This is a genomic window from Streptomyces sp. CB01580, from assembly GCF_001905795.1.
Lineage (GTDB): Bacteria > Actinomycetota > Actinomycetes > Streptomycetales > Streptomycetaceae > Streptomyces.
This window is the reverse complement of the sequence record NZ_LIXJ01000032.1, coordinates 1-23075: the sequence shown is the minus strand read 5'-3', so window position 1 is coordinate 23075 and position 23075 is coordinate 1. Positions and strand designations below refer to the sequence as shown.

At 70.4% G+C, this 23075-nt stretch carries 19 protein-coding genes; 11 read left to right on the top strand and 8 right to left on the bottom strand.

The window, feature by feature from the left end; all coding sequences use genetic code 11:
* Nucleotide 1 precedes the first annotated feature (1 nt).
* The 5 genes from AMK22_RS31480 to AMK22_RS31460 all read left to right on the top strand — a co-directional run bounded on the left by AMK22_RS31480 (nucleotide 2) and on the right by AMK22_RS31460 (nucleotide 4279).
* Complete coding sequence (locus AMK22_RS31480) at nucleotides 2–391, top strand: VOC family protein (RefSeq protein WP_073790647.1); 390 nt, start codon at nucleotides 2–4, stop codon at nucleotides 389–391.
* Between the two features lie 175 nt (nucleotides 392–566).
* Entirely contained in the window at nucleotides 567–1259 is a 693-nt protein-coding gene (locus tag AMK22_RS31475; protein WP_242434232.1) for an ATP-grasp ribosomal peptide maturase, read from the top strand.
* Nucleotides 1252–2373, top strand: coding sequence for an ATP-grasp peptide maturase system methyltransferase (gene tgmC, locus AMK22_RS31470; RefSeq protein ID WP_073790646.1), 1122 nt, complete (start codon nucleotides 1252–1254; stop codon nucleotides 2371–2373). Before AMK22_RS31475 ends, tgmC begins: the two co-directional genes overlap by 8 nt.
* Before the next feature lie 717 nt (nucleotides 2374–3090).
* Nucleotides 3091–3654, top strand: a complete 564-nt coding sequence (locus AMK22_RS31465) for a hypothetical protein (RefSeq protein ID WP_143203615.1) — start codon at nucleotides 3091–3093, stop codon at nucleotides 3652–3654.
* Between the two features lie 283 nt (nucleotides 3655–3937).
* Nucleotides 3938–4279 carry a DUF5713 family protein gene (locus AMK22_RS31460; RefSeq protein ID WP_073790643.1) on the top strand — a complete coding sequence of 114 codons (342 nt, stop codon included), beginning with the start codon at nucleotides 3938–3940 and terminating at the stop codon, nucleotides 4277–4279.
* A gap of 176 nt (nucleotides 4280–4455) precedes the next feature.
* Here the strand turns inward: AMK22_RS31460 and AMK22_RS31455 are convergent, their stop codons facing one another.
* Nucleotides 4456–5355 carry a D-alanyl-D-alanine carboxypeptidase family protein gene (locus AMK22_RS31455; RefSeq protein ID WP_073790712.1) on the bottom strand — a complete coding sequence of 300 codons (900 nt, stop codon included), beginning with the start codon at nucleotides 5353–5355 and terminating at the stop codon, nucleotides 4456–4458.
* 140 nt (nucleotides 5356–5495) lie between these two features.
* A complete protein-coding gene (locus tag AMK22_RS31450) occupies nucleotides 5496–6494 on the bottom strand; it encodes a BRO-N domain-containing protein (protein WP_073790641.1) in 999 nt (332 codons plus the stop codon).
* A 201-nt stretch (nucleotides 6495–6695) separates the two neighbouring features.
* On the opposite strand from AMK22_RS31450, the gene AMK22_RS31445 reads away from it, so the two are divergent.
* Both AMK22_RS31445 and AMK22_RS31440 read left to right on the top strand, forming a co-directional pair.
* A complete protein-coding gene (locus AMK22_RS31445; RefSeq protein ID WP_242434230.1) occupies nucleotides 6696–7442 on the top strand; it encodes a GntR family transcriptional regulator in 747 nt (248 codons plus the stop codon).
* Nucleotides 7439–8749: an MFS transporter gene (locus tag AMK22_RS31440; protein WP_073790639.1), complete on the top strand. Its 1311-nt coding sequence runs from the start codon at nucleotides 7439–7441 to the stop codon at nucleotides 8747–8749. The genes AMK22_RS31445 and AMK22_RS31440 overlap by 4 nt, the downstream gene beginning before the upstream one ends.
* A 230-nt stretch (nucleotides 8750–8979) precedes the next feature.
* Here the strand turns inward: AMK22_RS31440 and AMK22_RS31435 are convergent, their stop codons facing one another.
* Nucleotides 8980–9804, bottom strand: coding sequence for a maleylpyruvate isomerase family mycothiol-dependent enzyme (locus tag AMK22_RS31435; protein WP_073790637.1), 825 nt, complete (start codon nucleotides 9802–9804; stop codon nucleotides 8980–8982).
* A gap of 170 nt (nucleotides 9805–9974) precedes the next feature.
* Here AMK22_RS31435 and AMK22_RS31430 point away from each other — a divergent pair, with 170 nt between their 5' ends.
* Nucleotides 9975–10775, top strand: coding sequence for a carbon-nitrogen family hydrolase (locus AMK22_RS31430; RefSeq protein ID WP_073790635.1), 801 nt, complete (start codon nucleotides 9975–9977; stop codon nucleotides 10773–10775).
* Nucleotides 10776–10866: 91 nt separating this feature from the next.
* Here the strand turns inward: AMK22_RS31430 and AMK22_RS31425 are convergent, their stop codons facing one another.
* Nucleotides 10867–11358 carry an LURP-one-related/scramblase family protein gene (locus AMK22_RS31425; protein ID WP_073790633.1) on the bottom strand — a complete coding sequence of 164 codons (492 nt, stop codon included), beginning with the start codon at nucleotides 11356–11358 and terminating at the stop codon, nucleotides 10867–10869.
* 158 nt (nucleotides 11359–11516) lie between these two features.
* Here AMK22_RS31425 and AMK22_RS31420 point away from each other — a divergent pair, with 158 nt between their 5' ends.
* Nucleotides 11517–13355: an NHL domain-containing thioredoxin family protein gene (locus AMK22_RS31420; protein ID WP_073790709.1), complete on the top strand. Its 1839-nt coding sequence runs from the start codon at nucleotides 11517–11519 to the stop codon at nucleotides 13353–13355.
* A 111-nt stretch (nucleotides 13356–13466) separates the two neighbouring features.
* Here the strand turns inward: AMK22_RS31420 and AMK22_RS31415 are convergent, their stop codons facing one another.
* The 4 genes from AMK22_RS31415 to AMK22_RS31400 all read right to left on the bottom strand — a co-directional run bounded on the left by AMK22_RS31415 (nucleotide 13467) and on the right by AMK22_RS31400 (nucleotide 21181).
* Entirely contained in the window at nucleotides 13467–14228 is a 762-nt protein-coding gene (locus AMK22_RS31415) for a DUF4232 domain-containing protein (protein ID WP_073790631.1), read from the bottom strand.
* A gap of 427 nt (nucleotides 14229–14655) precedes the next feature.
* Nucleotides 14656–17553, bottom strand: a complete 2898-nt coding sequence (locus AMK22_RS31410; protein ID WP_073790630.1) for an AfsR/SARP family transcriptional regulator — start codon at nucleotides 17551–17553, stop codon at nucleotides 14656–14658.
* A 166-nt stretch (nucleotides 17554–17719) separates the two neighbouring features.
* Nucleotides 17720–19018 (bottom strand): M18 family aminopeptidase, encoded by a 1299-nt coding sequence (locus AMK22_RS31405; RefSeq protein ID WP_073790708.1) that lies wholly within the window; start codon nucleotides 19016–19018, stop codon nucleotides 17720–17722.
* Nucleotides 19019–19354: 336 nt separating this feature from the next.
* Complete coding sequence (locus AMK22_RS31400) at nucleotides 19355–21181, bottom strand: acyl-CoA dehydrogenase (protein WP_073790628.1); 1827 nt, start codon at nucleotides 21179–21181, stop codon at nucleotides 19355–19357.
* Between the two features lie 174 nt (nucleotides 21182–21355).
* Here AMK22_RS31400 and AMK22_RS31395 point away from each other — a divergent pair, with 174 nt between their 5' ends.
* On the top strand, nucleotides 21356–21796 hold the full coding sequence (locus AMK22_RS31395; protein ID WP_073790626.1) for an SseB family protein: 441 nt from the start codon (nucleotides 21356–21358) through the stop codon (nucleotides 21794–21796).
* A 222-nt stretch (nucleotides 21797–22018) separates the two neighbouring features.
* Nucleotides 22019–22975 (top strand): pirin family protein, encoded by a 957-nt coding sequence (locus AMK22_RS31390; protein WP_073790624.1) that lies wholly within the window; start codon nucleotides 22019–22021, stop codon nucleotides 22973–22975.
* Nucleotides 22976–23075: the final 100 nt, after the last annotated feature.

Genomic DNA, 23075 nt, shown 5'->3' with positions numbered 1-23075 from the left:
GATGGCATCGGTCAAGAAGATCCAGGTCACTTTCGACTGCGCAGAACCCGAGCGTGTGGCTCGTTTTTGGTGCGAGGTGTTGGGGTACGCCATAACGCTGCCTTCCGAGGGGGAGGGGTCATGGGCCGCGGCCTCCGATCCCACGAATGAGGGCCCGCGCATGTACTTCCAGCGCGTTCCCGAGGGGAAGGTCGCCAAGAACCGGGTGCATCTCGACGTGCGGGCCGGCACCGGGCTCGTGGGCGAGGAGCGCCTGGCCACCCTTGAGGCCGAACGCGATCGGCTGGTCGCGCTCGGCGCGGTGTGCGTGCAGGTGCTGTATGCCGATGACGAAAACGAATCGTGCATTGTGATGCAGGACATCGAGGGCAACGAGTTCTGTCTCGACTGAGCGTTCTTCGGAGCCGCCGAGATGGGAAGGATGGCAAGCTCGGCACCAAGTTCCTGACGGATGTCGCCGCGATCCTGAAACGGCCGGTGCCTCCGAGGCATTGGCCCCGGCGGGATTCGGGGGCGTGGCCAGGCGCGCGCCGGGTGCGTCAGGTTGCCCAGGCCGACATCCCCGCGTGGCCGACGGGGCCGCGCAGGAGAACCGGCGCGGCCTGGGCGGTGTGCTGGGCGCGCTGCCGGGGTGCCTGTACCTGAGCCACCCGCAGGTCATCGCGCGGGCGGAGTACAAGCCCGCGCAGTTGTCCGCGGCGCTCCGGGCCGGGCTCACGGTCCCGGCCACCCTGATCACGAACGATCCGATGGAGGCCAAGGCGTTCTGCGCCGCGCAGCCGACCATCTACAAGCCGTTGCACGCGGGGGCGTACGAGGTCGAGGGCGAGCCCGCCGGAATCTGGGCCGCCCCGGTCGGGGCGGGCGAGGTCGACGGCGCGGTGAGCCACAGTGCGCACCTGTTCCAAGCGCAGGTGCCCAAGGCGGCGGACGTGCGCGCGGTCGTCGTCGGTGAGCAAGTGTTCAGCGCCCGGATCACCGCGCCGCCCGGGGTCGTGGACTGGAGAGCCGAGTACCGGAGCCTCACCTATGAGCCGGTCGTCTGCCCGGAGGAGCTATGCGGGGCGCTGGCGCGGTTCCTCGCCGCCTTCGGGCTGAACTTCGGCGCCTTCGATTTCGCCGTGACCGCCGACGGCGGATGGTGGTTTCTGGAGTGCAACCCCAATGGCCAATGGGCATGGCTCGAAGACGTGGCCGGACTGCCGATCACCGCCGCAATCGCAGACCTGTTGGAGAACGGAGCGAGTCAGCATGAGTGACCCCCTGCCGTCGGAGCACCTACAGGCCGACCTCGCGCGGCGCCTGTCCGAGGCCGGTGCTCTGCGCAGCCCGGAATGGGAAGCGGCCGTGTTGTCAGTACCCCGCGAGGCGTTCCTCTCGCGTGGCTGGTTCGAGTACGAAGAAGGCGGCTGGTACCGGCCCGCGGCCGGAGACTCCGCGGAAGGACTCGCGCGGATCTACGAAGACGACACCCTCGTGACGCAAGTGGCCGGGGGCGTCTTCCCCGACCAGGTCGAGGGGCGCATCGCCGCGGCCCCCTCGTCGTCGTCCACCCTGCCGAGTTTGGTCGTGCGGATGCTCGAAGACCTGCGGGCGACCGAGGGGACGCGGGTTCTGGAGATCGGCACGGGCACGGGCTACTCGACCGCGCTGCTGTGCCATGTCGTCGGCGAGGACAACGTGACCACGGTCGAGGTCGACGCGGAGGTGTCCGCCCGTGCCGGGATCGCGCTCGCGGGCGTCGGGTACTGGCCTGTCCGCGTGGTCGGTGACGGCTTGGCGGGCTGCAAGGAGGGCGGCCCGTACGACCGCGTGATCGCCACGTGCGGCGTGCACACGGTGCCGGCCGCCTGGCTCGCGCAGACCCGGCCCGGCGGTGAGGTCCTGGTCACGGTCGGCGGATGGATGCACGCATCCGAACTCGTACGGCTCACGGTCGCCGACGACGGAACGGCAAGCGGCCCGGTTCTCGGCAGACGGGTCTCGTTCATGCTGGCCCGCCCCCACCTTCCGCCCCCGCTGGGCATCCTGCCGAACCTCTGCGAGGGCGACGCGGTGCCTACAGAACTGGGCGCGGATGTGCTCGACGACTGGACCGCCCGGTTCGTCGCGCAGTTCGCCGCACCGCGCGCACAGCGGGTCACAGTGGAGTGCGACGGGCGGACGGAACACGTCGTGATCGACGTGGACGCCGAGACGTGGGCGGTCGTCTTCCAGGACGGCGCGCGGTGGATGGTCCGGCAGGGCGGCACGGCGCGCCTGTGGGACGAGATCACCGAACGCCTTGCACAGTGGCAGGCGGACGGATGCCCGTCCGCCGACCGTATGCGACTGCACGTCGGCCCCGACGGGCAACGCCCCACCTGGGCTTGATTCCGCTCCGTATCACTTCGTGCCGGTCGTTGCGGGTGGGCGCGTCGCGCTTCCATCTGTGCTGCGGGCGGCGGTAGTTGAAGGCTGAATACCCAGCGTGGTGGACGTGGTACGTTCTGTGATCCAGAACCTCGATAAGGTGACCCCGGCGGCGGGCCAACGCCCCGGGGTCCGGCACAAGGAACAGACCTCCTCATGCAGATTCATCGTAGCCGCCATACGCGCGGTTTCACGGTCCTGCCCAACGCGTTGTTGCAGGACCGGCGGTTGTCGTACACCGCCCGTGGCCTTCTTGCCGATCTTCTTTCCCGTCCTGATGGTTGGTCCGAGGACGGTCGTCGGATGGCCGATGCGAGTCCGCAGGGTCGGTTGGCGGTGGCGAAGGCGCTGCGGGAGCTGACGGCCTTCGGGTACTACCGGGTGCATAAGATCCGTCGCGAGGACGGCACGTTCGTCAGCGAAGTCCATGTCTACGACACCCCGCAGCAGTCCGTCGCGGAATCGGGATCGGGTTCGGGTTCGGGGCGGGGTGCGGGTATCAACTGCCGGGTCGTACCGGGTATCAACCGTCCGGGTTCCGGTGGGCCGACCGCCGGTGGGCCTGGCGCCAACCCCGTAAAGAACGGTGGGAAAGAACCCTCCCTCCCCGGTCGGCGTCGGAAGCGGCGTCGGAGCCGGAGTCGGCGACAGGGTACGGACGGGCTGGCGGAGGCGCCCGTGGCGCCGACGCCTGCCACGGTGAGCGAGGTCTTCGGGGCCGAGGCCGAGGCCGGGGCCGGAGGTGGTCGGGGGAGCGTTGATCCGTTTGCCGCCGACGCGCGTGGTGTGGCCGTTGCCACGCTGTTCCGGGTGATCGGCCCGGAAAAGCGCCTGCGGCTCGGCGCGGTCGAGGCGCTCGCACTCGCGCCGCTGGTCTCCGCCTGGCTGGAACGCGGCTACGACCAGCGCGACCTGGCCGGGGCCCTGTTGAGCGGGCTGCCCGCACGTATCCACTCCGCCTCGGCCATCCTGCGCGACCGCCTGACCCGGAAACTGCCCCCGCCGCCGGAGCCCTCGTTCCCCGGGTACGCGATGCCCGAGCCCCCGCCCGGCTCGGGCCTGCCCCGCTGGGCCGAGTGCGACGAGTGCCGCCGCCCGGTCCCGGACAAGGGCCTCTGCCACGACTGCGCGGCACCGGCCGACGGACCCGACCACCCCCGACCCGACGACGACACCGCCACCCGTGCCCGTACTGCCGCCAGAGGCCGCGCACTGGTGCGCGCCGCGCTGCGGACGACGTAGCCGGAGCCGGGCCCATGGGCCGGTCCCGTCAACCCTGACGGGCACCCCGCCGCCTTGCGACGCATCACGTCCGACGCACCACGTCCGACGCACCACGCCCGACGCCGCGCGCCGATCCGCCGCGGATTAGCCGATCCGCCGCGGATTATGGGACAGCCCTTGGCGCCGGTTGTGAAAATGCTGGTCACGATCGGTCCGGTGCTCAGGAGCGGCGTCGTTGTCAGTGGTGTCGTGCATGATCGGCACGTCAGTTCTTCCACCCCTTCTACAAAGGCGGGGCGCCATGCCGATCACGAACCAGCAGATAGCAGAGCACGCATTTCTGGGGCTGCTGTACGCGGACTCGTACTTCCCCGATCACGTCGTCGACAAGGGCAGGGCGATCCTGCTGCGGCTGTGCGAGCGGATCGAGGCCGAGCAGCCGTCGGATCTGGCGGCCCTCTATGTGCTCACCCACGCGGCGACGGAGGAGTTCAACCTGCTGGAGGCGGAGTTCGAAGCGGCCGGGAGCGAGATCGAGACGGTCGCCCGCGAGGAGATCGCCGAGGACTTCTGGATCGTCGCGTCGGCCTACGGGTTCGCGGACGCGGACGTGGAGGAGCTGATCGCCCCCCGGGACTGGTGAGCTGCGAGGTCGGGTTCCAACGTGCCGGCGCACCGGCCGCTGCGGGATTCGGATCAACCGAGAGCTGATCGGGGCCCCGGACCGACCAGGCGCCGCGAGCGCGAGAAGGCCCGGACCTGCATACGGCAGGAGGGGCCCCGCGCGGCGAGGGACCCCTCCTCGTGTTTCCGGTACGGCTACTTCTTGAAGCCGTAGTCCATGATCTTCTTCATGTCCGCGGAGCGGGTGGTCGCGCTCGTGGAGGAAAGCACGGTGCCGATGATCGTCTTGCCGTTGCGGGTCGCGGCGAAGACCAGGCAGTACTTGGCCGTCGGGCCGGAGCCGGTCTTCACGCCGATCGCGCCGCTGTAGCTGCTGAGCATCGTGTTGGTGTTGGACCACGACATGTAGCGGTAGCCACCGGACTTCGTGGTGACCTTCTGCTTGGTCGATTTGGTCTTCACGATCGCGCGGAACGTGGAGTTCTTCATCGCGCTGGAGGCGATCTTCGTCAGGTCGCGCGGCGTCGAGTAGTTGGAGCCGTTCCCGATGCCGTCGAACGAGTCGAAGTGCGTGTTCTTCAGGCCCAGGGCCTTGGCGGAGGAGTTCATCTTGCCGACGAACGACTTCACGCGCGCCGCACGGGTGGAACCGGAGCCGAACTTGTCGGCCAGCGCGTACGCGGCGTCGCAGCCGGAGGGCAGCATCAGGCCGTACAGCAGCTGGCGGACCGTGACCTTGTCGCCCACGATCAGACGGGCCGACGAGGCGCCCTTGGACACGATGTAGTCGCTGTACGCCTTCTGGATCGTGACCTTGGAGTCCAGGTTGAGGTTCTTCTGCTCCAGGACGACCTTGGCGGTCATGACCTTGGTGGTGGAACCGGTGGAGCGACGGGTGTCCGCGGCCTTGCCGTACAGGGCCTTGCCGGTCCCGTTGTTCATCACGAAGCCGCCCTTGGCGGTGATCGTGGGGGTGGGCAGTGTGGCGGCCTGTGCGGTGGAGGCGAACACGCTGCCCGCGATGACGGCACCCGCAGTGAGGGCCACGGTGGCAGTGGCAGAAACGCGGTGTATGCCCTTAATGCCGATTTTCAACTTGAGTGCTCCCAAATGCCCCTGAAATGCGGCCACATGAAGGTGCCGCCGGTGATGTGACTCACCGGGGGAGGGAAAGGATGTGCTGATTCCCGGGATTTCTGGGGCAATTTTGGAGTCAAGGAAGTGTCGGCGGAAGGTCAAGGGCGATTGAGGAGATAGATCGGTGAGCCGTCGTGTGTGACGCCGTGGGGGTGCAGGCAGGCGTGCTTGCGCATGAACCGCAGGCACTCGTTGACGCGATGCACGGTGAGGCCCGTGCGGTCGGCGATCGATTCGAGTGGCTGGGCCAGTTCACCCTCCGCCGCCAGTACGGGGGCGATGCTGACGGCGACGGCCCATACGTCCTCCGTGACCGACATGCGGGACCGCCAGTCGTCGAGGACGGCCTCGGCCGTGGGACGGACAGGTCGGGGGCGTGGCTGTGGCGCCGGCTGCGGTGGTACGGCGACGGCGTGGGGGTGATTGAGGGGCGGGGCCGACACGTCGCCGGTGGCGAACAGGGTGTCGAGGCGGTCGGCGATACGTTCCAGGGCGCGTGCGGTGGCCTGCTGCGCGCGCAGGGTTTCACGCTGTGCGGCTGCGAACTGCTCGTCCAGCCGGATGTTCCGTTCCTCAAGGCGGGCGATCGCCTCGGCCACCCGGTCCGGCAGGGCGTGGACGACGGTGGGGGCGGGCGCGGCCGGTTCCGGCGAGACAGTGCGAGGACCGGCGAGAGAGTACGAGCCCTCTCGCTGGACAGTGACCACGACATCGACCACCCACTCCTTGAACGGCCGGCACGAGGGCTTCGTGCAGCCGTTGACGAGGTGGAGCAGCCCTCGCAGATCGATGAGATTCATGTCTCGACGCCACTCCCTGCCTGCGGGAACGCTGAGACCGTAACCTCCAGTTAGGTTCTCGAGAATGTCCCGGTGCGTCTCTGGTACGTGGTCGAGGAGAGTCTTCCGGGGGTTCGTGTATCCCAGGTGCTTGCACACGTCCACCGCCGGAAACCAGTGCTCCCCGTCCGGCATCGTCAGTCGCCGGATGCGGGCTCCGGTCGCCCCGTGGACGAAGTCGCTGATGTCGATCGCGTCCGGCCGTACAACATTCCGTCCCGCTGCGCCGGTCGCTTCCGTCGCGTTTTCCGTGGTCATCGGAAACCACCTCCGTAGCGGAACGTAAAGCGGAGCAAAGCTCGGATGCCCACGGAAGCGGGAACTTTCATCACATCGAGGAGGGGCGGCGAGGTTTCGCCCGTCCTGATCTCGACCCGCGTCCGTCCGGGATGCGTCCCGGCCGGGTCCGTAGATTGGACGATTTTCATGATGTACGCATGTTGTATCTATCATGTGCGCATGCCTTCCCCTCTCCCCGTCGTGAAGATCCCTGCCGAGCCCGCAACCGAGTCCACCGTGAAGACCGCCGTGAAGGCGTCTGCGAAGTCGGCCAAGCCGACGAGGGAGGCCAAGCAGCCGCCCGCGGCCGAGCGCGTCTACGCCCACGTCAAGGAAGCGGTGCTGAACCGCCGCTACGAGGGCGGCACGCTGCTCACCGAGGGTCATCTCGCCGAGGCGGTCGGGGTGTCGCGCACCCCGGTGCGTGAGGCGCTGCTCCGGCTGGAGGTCGAGGGGCTGCTCAAGCTCTACCCCAAGAAGGGCGCTCTCGTGCTCGCCGTCTCCGCGCAGGAGATAGCCGACGTGGTGGAGACCAGGCTGCTGGTCGAGGAGTTCGCGGCCCGCAAGGCCGTTCCCGCCTCGGCGCGGTTGATCGAGCGGCTCGAAGAACTACTGGACGAGCAGCGGCAGTTGGCCCATGAGGGCGACCTGGCCGCGGTGTCCGTGAAGGACCGCTGTTTCCACGCGGAGATCGTGCGCAACGCGGGCAACGACATTCTCGCCCGTCTCTACGACCAGTTGAGGGACCGTCAGCTGAGGATGGGGGTCGCCGTCATGGAGGCGCATCCGGGCAGGATCGCCGCGAACATCACCGAGCACGGTGAGCTGCTGGAGGCGATCAGGTCCGGCGACGCGGACGGCGCCGCGCAGGTCGTACGGCGCCACGTGGGCCGGGTCAAGGTGCTGGTCAGGGGTGAGGACCGGTGAGCTCGGGCGTCGCTCCCACCCTTTCCCTGCCCGGCGATCCACCCGGCGGCCGGCGTGCCCTATGGGTGTGGGGCATCGGGGTGGCCGTCTACTTCGTCGCCATCATCTTCCGTACCAGCCTGGGCGTCGCCGGACTCGATGCCGCCGACCGGTTCCACGTCAACGCCTCCGCGCTCTCCACGTTCTCCATCCTTCAGCTGCTCGTCTACGCGGGCATGCAGATACCTGTCGGCCTGATGGTCGACCGGCTCGGCACGAAGAGGGTCCTTGCTTTCGGGGCCGTCCTGTTCACGATCGGGCAGCTCGGCTTCGCCCTCTCGCCCTCGTACGGCATGGCACTGGCTTCCAGGGCCCTGCTCGGCTGCGGCGACGCGATGACGTTCATCAGCGTGCTGCGGCTGGGCGCCCGCTGGTTCCCGGCCCGGCGCGGTCCGCTGATCGGCCAGGTCGCCGCGCTGTTCGGGATGGCGGGCAACCTCGTCTCGACACTCTTCATCGCGCGGGCCCTGCACGGACTCGGCTGGACCACCACCTTCGTCGGCAGCTCCGTCGCCGGGGTCGTCGTCCTGGTGCTCCTGCTCCTGTTCCTGAAGGACCACCCCGAGGGGCACGAGCCGCCGCCCGTCGCGCACGCGGGTGCGGCCTTCGTACGCAAGCAGATCGCCGCCGCCTGGCGGGAACCGGGCACCCGGCTCGGCATGTGGGTGCACTTCACCACGCAGTTCCCGGCCATGGTGTTCCTGCTGCTGTGGGGGCTGCCGTTCCTGGTGGAGGCGCAGGGACTCAGCCGGTCCACCGCCGGTGAGCTGCTGACCCTGGTGGTGCTCTCCAACATGGCGTTCGGGCTCGTCTACGGGCAGGTCATCGCCCGGCACCACGCGGCCCGTGCCCCGCTGGCCCTGGGGACGGTCGCGGTGACGGCACTGCTCTGGGCGTCGGTCATCTTCTTCCCGGGCGGCCAGGCTCCGATGTGGCTGCTGATCGTCCTGTGCGTGGTGCTCGGCGCCTGCGGTCCCGCGTCGATGATCGGCTTCGACTTCGCGCGGCCCGCGAACCCGCCGGAGCGACAGGGCACGGCGTCGGGCATCGTCAACATGGGCGGCTTCATCGCCTCGATGACCACGCTGTTCGCCATCGGTGTGCTGCTGGACAGCACCGGTGACGACTACCGGATCGCGTTCGCCTCGGTCTTCGTGCTGGAGACGCTCGGTGTCGTACAGATCCTGCGGCTGCACTCCCGGGCCACGCACCGCGAGCGCGAACAGCACGTGATCAGCCGCGTGGAGGCCGTGCACGTACCGGTGTGACTGGTGCGATCGGTGTGACCCACGTGCCGTGCGGCCGTCCGGGCCCGTCGGCTCGTGCGATCCGTCCGCCCGCTCGGGTCCGGCTCTGTGGCCGAGTGGTGCCCGTCGCGCCGGGTCGGCGGCGCGCCCGTTCTCGTTCGACGGGCGCCGCCGACCTCGGTGGCACGGGTGCTGCCGGAGGAGGCGTCAGGGCGCCAGGACCCCACGCCGTAGGGCGACGTGGCAGGGCCTCACGGCGTCACGGCGAAGTTCCGCAGGATCGCGTCCGCCAGGTCCTGGTCGCCCTCGACCTTGACGCGGTCCGGCACCGCGCCCGCGCGCATCCGCCCGCAGGCCAGCCGGGAGTACGTCTCCCAGTCCATCGCCAGGGTCACGGCGGGCCCGAGCGACGGCGAACCGTCCACCGAACCCCGGCCCTCCGCGTTGACCCTGACCGTGCGCAGGAACTCCACCGGGCCGTTCACATCGATCACCACCGCCGAATGCGGCGGCGCGCCCGCGTCCTTGGCGACCACCTTCGGCAACGCCTCCAGCAGGACGTCCCGGACGATGGTGGCCCCGGGCGAGTCCAGGTTGCCGGGTCGGCCCAGCGCCACCCGCAGGTCCTGCTCATGCACCCAGACGTCGAAGGCCCGCATCCGCAGGGCCAGTTCGAGGGTCTGCTCGGTGCCGAGCGGCGCGCGGACCATGGTCTCGGGGGCACGGTTCTCGTTGCGGAGCTGACGGGCGCGCCGAATGATCGTGTACTCCAGTTCGGCGAGCATCTCCGGCGAGGTGTGGTGGCGCCGCACGTCGACCTGCATCTCCATGTAGCGGGCCAGGTCGTTCTGCATGTGGTACAGGTCGCGCGGCAGTGAGTGGATCGGGCGCGGATCTCCGAGCTGTTCGGACTCCATGCCGATGATGTGCGACACGATGTCGCGCACGGACCAGGCGGGACACGGCGTACGGCCGTTCCACTCCCCTTCGGCGAGCGGCTTCACCAGCTCGGCTATCGCCTCGATGGAGTGGGTCCAGGCATCGGCGTAGTTCTGAAGGCTGGGATGGACGGTCACGGGACCCCTCGTGCGGTTCTGCGGTGCATGGGCTGGAGTGCTGGGCGCGGGCGGCGGACTGCGTGGGAGGTTCGATCGCTAAGTTACGCTGCGAGCAGGCACCCCGGCAGTGCTTTCGTGTGACGATCGTAGGCCCGTGTTGACGGCTCGAATGCCAGGACGGTGGTAGTGTGCGCGCCTCCCTCATCCAGATCGCAGTAGACCCGGACGAATCCGTCGATTCCCGCAGGCAGCGTGCGGCTTCGCTGGTCTCCGCCCAGCGTGGCGCGGATCTGGTGGTCCTGCCCGAGCTCTGGCCGGTCGGAGCCTTCGCCTACGACTCCTTCCGGGACGAGGCCGAACCGCTCCAGGGGCCCACCCACACCATCATGGCGAAGGCCGCGGCGGACGCCGGGGTCTGGCTGCACGCGGGCTCCTTCGTCGAGCGCGCGCCCGACGGCACGCTCTACAACACCGCGCTCGTCTTCACGCCCGAGGGCGAACGGGCCGCCGCGTACCGCAAGATCCACCGCTTCGGCTTCGACCGGGGCGAGGCGGTCATGATGGGCGCGGGCGACGAACTGGTCACGGTGGACCTGCCGCAGACCACGCTGGGCCTCGCCACCTGTTACGACCTGCGCTTCCCTGAGCTGTTCCGGGGCCTGGTGGACGCGGGTGCCGAGACCCTGGTCGTCGCGGCGGGCTGGCCCGAGCGGCGCCGCTCGCACTGGACGCTGCTGGCCCGGGCCCGCGCCGTCGAGAACCAGGCATACGTCCTGGCCGTCGCCACCGCGGGCACCCACGGCGGGGTCCCGCAGGCCGGCCACAGCATCGTCGTCGACCCCTGGGGCGAGACGCTCGCCGAGGCGGGTGCGGAGGAGGAAGTGCTGAGCGTGGAGTTCGATCCGGAGAAGGTGGCGACGACCCGCGAACAGTTCCCCGCGCTCAAGGACCGTCGGCTCGGACTGACCCCGCCCCCGGCCAGCGCGTAGCCACGGGCCCGGTCCGCCCGTACGCGCGGACCGGGCCCGGCCCGAGCTGGGCCGGGCCGGGTCGGTCCTGATCGAGCCGAGCGGAACCGGGTCAGCCCTCGTGCTCCTTCTCCGCGAGCACGATGACGCACACCGACACGGCAATGAGCAGTGCCGCGTCGGCGTCCTCCCGCACGATGTCGATGCCGTAGGTGTCGCGGACGGTCAGCAGGCGCCGCGAGATCTGGGCCAGCAGCTCCCCGTCGTACTCGACGGCGAATTCGCGGTCGAGGATCCGGCCGCTGACGTCCAGCTCGGTGCCGTCGACCAGCGTGACCCGGTAGTGGTTGCGCAGCAGCGACAGTCGCTTGCGCCTGATCGTGGCGAGCTGTTCGCCGCCGCGCTCGATGAGCATCGTGTCGCGGAGGCTGAACAGCTTCTGATGGATTTCGACCAGTACACGGCCCTCGCTGTCCTTCAGCTCGAAGGTGTCCCGCAGCCGCATGGCCTTGCCGTCGACGAGGAAGACCTTGCGGCCGTCCGTGTCCTCGATCCAGTAGTCGTCACCGATGCCGAAGAGGCGTTCCCGCACCTGGAATCTCATGGCCCATAGGTTCCCCCATGACCCTCCGGAACACGCGGACCCCGGGAACACGCGGACGCCGCCTCCGGAACATGTGGACCCTCCGGGCTCGCGCGCACCTTTCGGCCCGCGCGCACCCTCCGGAATGCGTGCGGGCCGCGGTGCTGTTGACTGTCGACATGGCAACACGTGCACGCGTCAGGGCCCCCGAACTGATCGGCAAGGGCGGCTGGCTCAATACGGGAGACCGGCAGTACACCCTTGCTGACCTGCGAGGGCGCATCGTCGTCCTGGACTTCTGGACCTTCTGCTGCGTGAACTGTCTGCACGTCCTCGACGAGCTGCGCGAGCTGGAGGAGAAGCACCGCGACACCGTCGTGATCATCGGGGTCCACTCGCCGAAGTTCGTCCACGAGGCCGAGCACGAGGCGGTCGTCGACGCGGTCGAGCGGTACGAGGTCCGGCACCCGGTCCTCGACGACCCGGAGCTGGCGACCTGGAAGCAGTACGCCGTACGGGCCTGGCCCACCCTGGTCGTCATCGACCCCGAGGGCTACGTCGTCGCGCAGCACGCGGGCGAGGGCCACGCGCACGCCATCGAGAAGCTGGTCGAGGAGCTGGAGACCGAGCACGCGGCGAAGGGCACGCTGCGGCGTGGCGACGGCCCCTACGTCCCGCCCGAGCCGGTCGCCACGCATCTGCGGTTTCCCGGCAAGGCACTGCTCCTGCCCGACGGGGGCTTCCTCGTCTCCGACACCACCCGCCACCGCCTGGTCGAGCTGGAAGCCGACGGCGAGACGGTGCGCCGCCACGTCGGCACCGGCGACCGGGGGTATGCCGACGGCTCGGCGGACGAGGCCCGGTTCTCCGAACCGCAGGGACTCGCCGTGCTGCCCGACGGCCGGATCGCGGTCGCGGACACGGTGAATCACGCCGTCCGGGCCCTGGACCGCGCCACGGGAACGGTGACGACCCTCGCCGGTACCGGCCGCCAGTGGTGGCAGGGAACGCCGACGTCCGGCCCGGCCCGCGAGGTCGACCTCTCCTCGCCCTGGGACGTCGCCTGGTTCGCGGACCGGCTGTGGATCGCCATGGCGGGGGTCCACCAGTTGTGGACCTACGACCCCGCGACGGAGACCGTGCGGGTCGCGGCGGGCACGACCAACGAGGGCCTGGTCGACGGGACGGCCGAGGAGGCGTGGTTCGCCCAGCCCTCGGGGCTCGCCGTGTCGGCGGACGGGGAACGGCTGTGGGTCGCGGACTCGGAGACGTCGGCGCTCCGGTACGTCGAGCGCGACGGCACCGGCTTCGCCGTCCGTACGGCCGTCGGCACCGGCCTCTTCGACTTCGGGCACCGCGACGGTGCCGCGGACCAGGCGCTGTTCCAGCATCCGCTGGGGGTGACCGCCCTGCCCGACGGGTCCGTCGCCGTCTGCGACACGTACAACCACGCGCTGCGGCGCTACGACCCCGCGAGCGGCGAGGTCACCACCCTGGCCACGGATCTGCGCGAGCCCAGCGACGCCGTGCTGGTCGACGGCGACCTCGTGGTCGTCGAGTCCGCCCGGCACCGGCTGACCCGGCTGCGGCTGCCCGAGGAGGCCGTCCGCGTCGCCGACCGGGCGCACCGCACGCAGCGCGCCGCCACCGAGATCGCTCCCGGCACGCTCCGGCTCGACGTGGTCTTCCGGGCGCCCGCCGGGCAGAAGCTGGACACCCGGTACGGCCCGTCGACGCGGCTGCTGGTCTCCGCGACCCCGCCGGAACTCCTGGCGGAGGGGGCCGGTGCCGGCAGCGACCTCTTCCGCGACCTGGTCCTGGCCGACGGGATCACCGAGGGGGTGCTGCACGTCTCCGCGATGGCCGCCTCCTGCGACGACGACCCGTCGAACGAGTACCCGGCCTGCCACGTCCACCAACAGGACTGGGGTGTCCCCGTCCGCGTGAGCACGGAGGGAACGCCCCGGCTGCCGCTGGTGCTGGCAGGGCTGGACGAGCAGGAGCAGGAGCGGGCCTGACGGCGCGACGGAGCCCCGGACGCGGAGGGCCTTCCGCGTCCGGGTGCGGTGTCCACGGCGAGGCGGGGCCGCGCGTCCCGCGGGGCCCGTCGTACGGCCCGGCTCAGCGGGTCAGGAGGTGCCCGCCCGCTTCATGGAGCTCACCGCGTCGGCGACCGTGCTCCGGTACAGGCCGAGCTTCGGGTCGAGCACCTTCACATCGGGGCCGAGGTCGAAGTTCTGCGTGTCCGCGTTGGGCATGTGGTCGCCGTCGGCGAGCACGTTCATCTCGTTGATCCAGGTCATGCCGTCGCCGCCCTTCGGGTTGAGGTCGATCACCGCGATGGCGGCCGTCTTCGGCTTGACCGGGTAGGCCGGTGCGCCGCCCAGGCCACCGGGAACCTTCGGCTGGACGTCCCCGCTGTGGTCCGAGGCCTTCGCGGCGCCCAGGCTGACCTGCGGGAAGTAACTCAGGCCGCAGGAGTTGGCGCCGACGTTGTTGACCTCGATCACGTGCTGGGTGGCCGAGCCCTGACGGGGGTACACGCGCACCGACAGGTCCCCGCTCTTGCACGGGTGCGCGTAGGCGTAGCTGTCGCTGGTGTTGCCGCCCCCCGTCTTGGCGCTGCCGTTGGACGTGCCGGTCTTCGAGGCGCCCGTCTTCGTGGTGCCGGTGTTCTGCGCGGCGTCGCCGGACTTCGCGGTGGTCGTGGTCGTCCCGTCGGTGGCGGACTGGGAGGAGTCCGCCGAGGCGGCAGCCGCTGCGGCGTCGTTCGCCGGGCCGGCGGACTTCGTGCCGGTGTCGTCGTTGCCGCCGCAGGCGGTGAGGGCCAGGGCGAGCACGGCGGTGGTCGCGGCGGCGAGGACGGCGGAGCGGCTGCGGAAGGTACTCATGGTTTTTCCCCCGAGTGTGACGAGTGTGACGAGTGCGATGGGAGGCGGACGCCTCGGCCCCGGTCATCCGGCGGACGCCTCTGACCTGCTGACATCCATGAGTCTGGGGCCCGTCGCTCATGTTCCGCTGTTGTCCCGCTGACGTCCCGCTGACGTTCCCTGTCGTGCTGCGCGGGCATCTCCGTCAGGGCTTGAGCGGGTGTCTTCACAGGGGCTTGCGCGGGCGCTCCCACGGGGCTCTTCGGAGCACCTCTCCACAGGTGCCTGCTCGGGCGGCCTCGTGGGTGCCCGCGCGGCCGTCCTGTTGTGTGCCTGCGTGGGTGCTCTTGTGAATGCCCGCGCGGCCGTCCTGGTGTGTGTCTGCGTGGGTTTCCTCGCCGCCACGCCCGCCCACTCGAACGGTGGGAACGCACGCAGCGGCGCGGGCTCAGTCGTCGTCGACGGCGAGCCGTCCGACCGCCTCTTCGTACCGTCTGCGGTACTCCGCGCGTGCGGTGACCCGCAGCAGGGCTTCGAGGGCCCGCACCGCCCCCTGGTCGTACCCGGTGCGTTCCGCCTCCGCTGCCGCCAGGTCCAGCATCCGGATGCCCGCCTCCTCGTCGCCGAGCGCCAGCCGGGCCTCTCCGCCGACGGTCAGCAGCAGTACCCGGCGGGCCTCCTCCTCCTGTTCGGGCCCGAGGGCGAGGGCCGCGCGGGCGGAGTCGAGGGCGTCCTGCGGCCGGTTCGCGGTGAGCTGCATCCGGGCGAGATGCTGCAGGGCGAGCATCTCCGTGTGCGTGTCGCCCTCCTCGCGGGCCAGGTCGACGGCGCGGGCGCAGTCCACCAACGCCGCGTCGAGCCCGCCGTCCTCGGCCTGGACGACGGCCAGGTTGACCAGCGCGGTCGCCTCACCGAGCCGGTCACCGGCCTGCCGGGCGAGACCGGGCGAGCGTTCCAGTAGGGCGATGGCCTCCGAGGTCCTGCCCTCCTCGGTGAGCACCCAGCCCAGCAGGTTGAGCACCCGCGACTCGGCGTACGGGTCCTTCTCGGCGCGTGCGGAGCCGAGAGCCAGTTCCAACAGCGGCGACCAGTTGTCCCGTACCCGCCACACGACCTGCGGCCACTGGAGGAGGATGATCCGCCAGGCCCGGTCGTGGAGTCCCGCGGTCCGGGCCGCCACGGCGGCGAGGGCCAGATCGTCGCGTTCGGCGGCCAGCCAGCGCATGGCCGTCGCCCGGTCGGCGAAGTCCCGGACCGCGGCGGGCGCGCGGAAGTCCTCCGGCAGGACGAAGCAGGGCTCACCGCCGGGTTCGGCCGTGTCGGCGGCGGCGAGCGCGGTGGCGATGTAGTGGTCGAGGACATTGCGGAGCGCCTCGTCCGCGGACGCCGGGTCCAGGCCGCGGGCATAGAGGCGCACCAGGTCGTGCAGAATCCAGCGCCCGGGAGCCGTCTCGGTGACGAGATGGGCGGTGGCGAGCCGTTCCAGTGCCGCCGCGGCGGTGACCGGGTTCGTACCGGCGAGCGCGGCGGCCGTGTACGGGTCGAAGTGGCTGCCGGGGTGGTGTCCGAGCCGGGTGAACTGGTGGACGGCGTCCGGCGACAGCTGCTGCACGGTCAGCCGTAGCGCGGCCGGGACACCGGTGTCGTCCACATCGAGGTACGTCAGCCGGCTGCGTTCGTCGGCCAGTTCGTCGGCCAGGCCCGCCAGCGTCCAGCGAGGGCGCCCGGCCAGCCGGGCCGCGGTGACCCGCAGGGCCAGGGGCAGGCCCCCGCACAGCTCGGCGAGCCGTCGGGCCGCCATGGGTTCGGCGAGGACCCGTTCCTCGCCGAGCACTCCGGCCAGCAGGGCGGTGCCGTCCTGGGGTTCGAGGACATCGACCGGCACGGGGCGGGCCGCGTCCGAGGCGATGAGGCCCTCCAGCCGGTTCCGGCTGGTGACCAGCGTGACGCAGTCGGCGCCGCCGGGCAGCAGCGGCCGGACGGAGGCGGAGTCGCGGGCGTTGTCGAGGACGACGAGCAGCCGACGTCGGTCGGTCAGCGACCGGAACAGTGCGGCTGCCGCGGACACCGACTCCGGGACGCGACGCGGTGCGACGCCCAGCGCCAGCAGGAACTCGCGCAGGACCTCCACGGGCGCGGGTTCACCGGTGTCGCTGAACCCGCGCAGATCGGCGAAGAGCCGCCCGTCCGGGAAGGCGGCGGCGTTGCGGTGCGCCCAATGGAGGGCCAGCGCGGTCTTCCCCACCCCGGCCGGTCCGGTGACCAGGCAGACGGGTGCCTCGCCCGCCGCGGCCCGGCCGAGCGCGGCCAGTTCGGCGGCCCGTCCCTGGAAGCCGCGGGGCGCGCGGGGGAGCAGATCGGCGGGGCGCGGTTCGCCGGCCGAGAGGGCCAGGGTCGGGGCGGTGGAGGCATGGGGAGGCGACGCGACGGCAGCGCGGCCCGGTCCGCCGGCAAGACCCGGTCCGCCCGCACGGTTCGTCCGGACCGCGTGGTCCGTGCGGGCCGGTGCGTGGTGTGCTTCGTCCGTGCGGTCCGTTCCGGCCGTGCGGTTGGTCCCGCCCGCTCCTCCGGCCGTACGGTCCGGCTCGGCGGCGCGCTCCGGGCCGGGGTCGCCGCGCAGGATCAGGGCGTACGCGTCGGCGAGTTCGTGCCCCGGGTCGATGCCCAGCTCCTCGGCGAGCAGCCGCCGGGTGCGGTGGAACCAGTCCAGTGCCTCGGACTGGCGCCCCGCCCGGTACAGCGCCGTCATCAGCGCGGCGGCCAGCGACTCCCGCATCGGATGCGCGGCAGCCTCCGTGCGCAGCACCGCCGCGGCCCGGCTGTGCTCGCCCAAGACCCCGTATGCGTAAGCCAGTTGTTCGACCGTCGCCAGCCGTGACTCCTCCAGGGAGTGGGCGGCCGCCTGGAGCGGCGGGGCGGCGAACACCCCGGTGAGCGCCGGGCCCTGCCACAGGGACAGGGCCTCCTTGAGCATCAGCACGGAGTCCGCGGGATCGCGCTGTTCCCGTGCCAGCAGCAGGAGTTCCTCGAACCGGTGCGTGTCCAGCAGGGACTCCGACAGCCGGAGCAGGTACGCGTCGCCGAGGGTGACCAGCTCCACCCCGTATGCCCCGGCGTCCGCGCCGACCAGGAGGGCACGGAGCCGGGACACGTGTCCTTGGATGACGCCGCGGGCGTGCAGCGGCGGGGCGTCGTCCCACAGCGAGTCCGTCAACCGGGCCATGGATACGGGGGTGTTGGCGGACAGCAGCAGCGCGGCGAGCAGGCTGCGGCGTTTCGCGGGTCCGAGCGGCAGCGGTCCGGTGAGCGTCTCCACGGAGACGGTGCCGAGCAGCCGGAACTCCACGTGCGGCTCCCCTTCCGGGCGGGATGCGCCCCGGCGGGGGCACGGCATGGCCCCAGGATATCGGGGGGTGCCGGGGAGCCGTGAGCGGCGATTCCCGGCCGGTCGCGGGGCCGTCGGCCCGAGGAACCCTTCCGGGCTGATCAGCCCGGGGGCTCGGCCCGGCGGATCAGCCCGTCAGGAACGCCGACAGCGCGTTGGCCAGCAGGTACGGGTCGTCCGCGCCGCACAGTTCGCGGGCGCTGTGCATCGACAGGATGGGGACGCCGATGTCCACGGTCTGGATGCCGTGCCGGGCGGCGGTGATCGGCCCGATGGTGGTGCCGCACGGCATCGAGTTGTTGGAGACGAACGTCTGCCACGGCACGCCCGCCTTCCGGCACGCCTCCGCGAACACGGCCCGGCCGCCGCCGTCGGTCGCGTACCGCATGTTGACGTTGACCTTGAGGATCGGCCCGCCGTTGACCACCGGGTGGTGGGTCGGGTCGTGGCGCTCGGCGTAGTTGGGGTGGATGGCGTGGCCGGTGTCGGAGGAGAGGCAGGCGGTCCCGGCGAACGCCCGTGCGCGGTCCTCGTACGAACCGCCGCGCGCGAACACCGAGCGCTCCAGCACCGTGCCCAGCAGCGGCCCGTCGGCGCCGGTGTCCGACTGGGAGCCGTTCTCCTCGTGGTCGAAGGCCGCCATGACCGGGATGTACGGGAGCTCGGCGTCCGGCTGCCCGGCGACGGCGGCGAGCGCTGCGGTCGCCGCGTGCACGGAGAGGAGGTTGTCCATCCGCGGGCCGGCCAGCAGCTCGCGGTCCCGGCCCAGGTAGGCGGGCGGCTCGACGGGGTGCGGCATCAGGTCCCAGCCGATGACGTCATCGGCGTCGACTCCGGCCTCCTCGGCGACGAACCGGATCAGGTCGCCCTCCTCGACATCCCCGAGGCCCCAGATCGGCTGCATGTGCTTCTGCCGGTCAAGCTTCAGACCGTCCGGGTTGGCCGAGCGGTCCAGGTGCACGGCCAGCTGAGGCACGCGCAGCAGCGGCCGGTCGATGTTCACCAGCCGGTGCGTGCCCCCGCGCAGCGAGATCCGCCCGGCGAGCCCGAGATCGCGGTCCAGCCAGGTGTTGAGGAGCGTCCCGCCGTAGATCTCCACGGCGACCTGGCGCCAGCCGTGCGCCCCGGTGTCGGGCAGCGGCTTGACCCGCAGGTTCGGCGAGTCGGTGTGCGCCCCGACGATCCGGTACGGGGTGTGCGCCTTGGCTCCCTCCGGCACGTACCAGGCCACGATCGCGCCGCCGCGCAGGACGTACTTCCCTCCGTGAGTGCCGTCCCAGGCCGCGGTCTCCTCGACCTGCCGGAACCCGGCCTTCTCCAGCCGCGCCGCCGCGGTGGCCACCGCGTGGTACGGGGAGGGGGAGGCCATCAGGAAGGCCATCAGGTCGTCGGTGTGCCCGCGGTCGAAGCGGAGGGAGGAACTCATGTTCTTCACTGTAACGAGGCCGGACCGGAACGTTTCCCCATCGTCCCGCACTCGGCACGCGCCGCTGTACGGGACGGCGGCGCGCCGTCCCCGAAGTGCCGCGATCGCGACGCTTCGGGCAGTGCCTCGGCGGTGGTGGTTCCTCCCATGAACGGGATTCTCGGCCGTGCCCGCAGCGTGCCCAGCCCGTACGAAGGCACCGCCACCCGAAAGTGCGTACGGGTGGCGGTGCCGGTCGACGATCCCGGGTGGGAGAGGCCTAGTGCCGCTCCCGGCAACGTTTGCCCCGTCGCACCGGACGCCGCTCCTTCCGGGCAAACCTTGCCGGTCACGGCACTAGAACGCGGCCTCGTCCAGCTCCATCAGCGAGTTGTCGACGGACTCGGCGAGCGCCCGCTCGGTGGAGACGCCCGGCAGGACGTTCGCGGCGAAGAACTTCGCGGCGGCGATCTTGCCCTGGTAGAAGGCGACGTCCTTCGCGGAGGCGGTGGCCAGCTTCTGGGACGCGATGTGCGCGCCCTTGAGCAGCAGGTAGCCGACGACGACATCGCCGGAGGACATCAGCAGGCGGGTGGTGTTCAGGCCCACCTTGTAGATGTTCTTGACGTCCTCGCCGGTCGCGGTGAGGTCGGTGATCATCGTGCCGACGATCGCCTCCAGGTCCACGGCCGCCTTGGCGAGCGAGTCCAGCGCGCCGGACAGCTCCTCGTCGCCCTGGGCGTCGGTGAGGAACTGCTTGATCTCCTCGGACAGGGTGTTCAGCGAGGCGCCCTGGTCACGGACGATCTTCCGGAAGAAGAAGTCCTGGCCCTGGATCGCCGTCGTGCCCTCGTACAGCGTGTCGATCTTGGAGTCACGGATGTACTGCTCGATCGGGTACTCCTGGAGGTACCCGGAGCCGCCGAACGTCTGGAGCGACTGCGCCAGCTGCTCGTAGGACTTCTCGGAGCCGTAGCCCTTCACGATCGGGAGCAGCAGGTCGTTCAGGCCGTTCAGCGCCTTGGTGTCCTCGCCCGCGGCCTCCTTCTCCTGGATCGCGTCCTGGACGGACGCGGTGTACAGGACGAGGGAGCGCATGCCCTCCGCGTACGCCTTCTGCGTCATGAGGGAGCGGCGCACGTCGGGGTGGTGCGTGATGGTGACCTTGGGCGCGGTCTTGTCCATGAACTGCGACAGGTCGCTGCCCTGGACGCGCTCCTTGGCGTACTCCAGCGCGTTCAGGTATCCGGTCGACAGGGTCGCGATGGCCTTCGTGCCGACCATCATGCGGGCGAACTCGATGATGCGGAACATCTGGCGGATGCCGTCGTGCTTGTCGCCGATCAGCCAGCCCTTGGCCGGGTGCTTGTCGCCGAACGTCATCTCGCAGGTGTTGGACGCCTTGAGGCCCATCTTGTGCTCGACGTTCGTCGCGTACGCGCCGTTGCGCTCGCCCAGCTCGCCGGTCTCCCAGTCGAAGTGGAACTTGGGGACGAGGAAGAGCGAGAGGCCCTTGGTGCCGGGGCCGGCGCCCTCGGGGCGGGCCAGCACGTAGTGGAGGATGTTCTCGGACATGTCGTGCTCGCCCGAGGTGATGAACCGCTTCACGCCCTCGATGTGCCAGGAGCCGTCCTCCTGCTCGACCGCCTTCGTACGGCCCGCGCCGACGTCCGAACCGGCGTCCGGCTCGGTCAGCACCATCGTCGAGCCCCACTGCTTCTCGACGGCGATCTGCGCGACCTTCTTCTGCGCCTCGTTGCCCTCGTCGAAGAGGATGCCGGCGAACGCCGGGCCGGAGGAGTACATCCAGATGGCCGGGTTCGAGCCCAGCAGCAGCTCCGCGTACGCCCAGATCAGGGAGCGCGGCGAGGTGGTGCCGCCGATCTCCTCGGGCAGGCCCAGGCGCCAGTACTCGGAGTCCATGAAGGCCTGGTACGACTTCTTGAACGTGTCCGGGACCGGCGCGGTGTTGGTCTCCGGGTCGAAGACCGGCGGGTTGCGGTCGGCATCGGCGAAGGAGTCGGCCAGCTCGTTCTCCGCGAGGCGGGTGATCTCGTCGAGGATGCTCTTCGCCGTCTCGACGTCCATCTCGGCGAACGGTCCGGTGCCGTACGTCTTGTCGCGACCGAGCACCTCGAAGAGGTTGAACTCGATGTCGCGGAGATTCGACTTGTAGTGCCCCATGGAAGGCTCTCCGTAATCAATAGCAGTGGCACGCGACGCCCCGGGCGCGGCGTGCGGGCCGGGTGGGCGACGAGCTGGCGGTACGCATATCAGCTGACCCCTCCGATGATGCTACCCGTCAGTAATAAGATGCAACCCCTCAAGGGGGCGATGTGTCCCATTACTCTTTGCCGCATGTACGGCTACGACCAGAACCCGGGCGCGCAGCAGCAGATGGGCGGCGGCTACGGCGAGCAGCCGCTGTATCCCGAGCCCTCGCCGCCGTCCCTCCGGGACGCGGTACGCGCCTTCACGACCGGCTCGCTGTCCGCGGAGGACTTCCAGCAGATCTTCGCCACGTCGAAGGTCTACTGCCCGCGCGGTGACAACCCGGGATTCCTCGCGCTGCACAACACGCAGCATCCGGTGATCCCGATGTTCACCACGCTCAAGGAGCTGCGGCGGTACGCGGGCAAGGAGTCCAAGTACTTCGTGATCACCGGCGCCGAGGTGATCGACCTGCTGCCGACCGGCTACGGCTTCGTCCTCGACATGGAGGGTGAGCACCGCATGGTCTTCGACGCCAAGGCCGTGGAGCAGATGGTCGACTTCGCGATGCGCCGCATGTACGGCTGACGCCCTCGTTCCTCCCCCGTCCTCCCCAGGGGCCCGCACCACGTTCGGACACCACCGGTGATCAACCGGCGGCATCCGGGCGCGGTGCGGGCCCCTCGTCGTTCCGGTGCGGGAGGCGCCGGGACTTCCCCCGCGGGGATTCCGGCGCGGGAATGCCGGGCGCCTTGCAAGATGTTCACTGTTCAACTAAATTGGAGGCACGACAAACCGGAGGTGGCTCCCATGCCCGCAGTGACCGTCGAAAACCCGCTGACCCTGCCCAAGGTCGCCGCTTCCGGCGACGCCGTCGCCCGTCCCGTGCTCGCCGTCACGACGGCACCGAGCGGATACGAGGGCGAGGGCTTCCCGGTTCGCCGCGCGTTCGCCGGGATCAACTACAAGCACCTCGATCCGTTCATCATGATGGACCAGATGGGCGAGGTGGAGTATCAGCCCGGGGAGCCGAAGGGCACCCCGTGGCACCCGCACCGCGGCTTCGAGACCGTCACCTACATCATCGACGGCACCTTCATCCACCAGGACTCCAACGGTGGCGGCGGCACCATCCAGAACGGTGACACCCAGTGGATGACCGCCGGTTCGGGCCTCCTGCACATCGAGGCGCCGCCGGAGTCCCTCGTGATGTCGGGCGGCCTCTTCCACGGCCTCCAGCTCTGGGTGAACCTGCCCAGGTCCCACAAGATGATGGACCCGCGCTACCAGGACATCCGCGGCGGCCAGGTCCAGCTCCTCGCCTCCCCGGACGGCGGCGCGCTGCTCCGTGTCATCGCCGGTGAGCTCGACGGGCACGAGGGCCCCGGCGTCACCCACACCCCGATCACGATGGTCCACGCCACCATCCGGCCCGGTGCCGAGGTGACCCTGCCGTGGAGCGAGGACTTCAACGCGCTCGCGTACGTGATGGCCGGGCGCGGCAGTGTCGGCGCGGACCGCCGTCCGATCCATCTGGGGCAGACCGCGGTCTTCGGCGCCGGTTCCTCGCTGACCGTCCGCGCGGACGAGAAGCAGGACGGCAACACGCCGGACCTGGAGGTCGTGCTGCTCGGCGGCCGTCCGATCCGTGAGCCGATGGCGCACTACGGACCGTTCGTGATGAACAGTCAGGCCGAACTCAAGCAGGCGTTCGAGGACTTCCAGGCCGGCCGGCTCGGCCGGATCCCGGCCGTCCACGGCATGTGAGCCGTCCTGCTCCGGGTCACCCTCCGGGCTTCCCGCCCTCCGGGGGGTGACTCTTCGTCCCGATATCGTGCATGATTCCCTAGTAGGGCTTTGTTAGGTA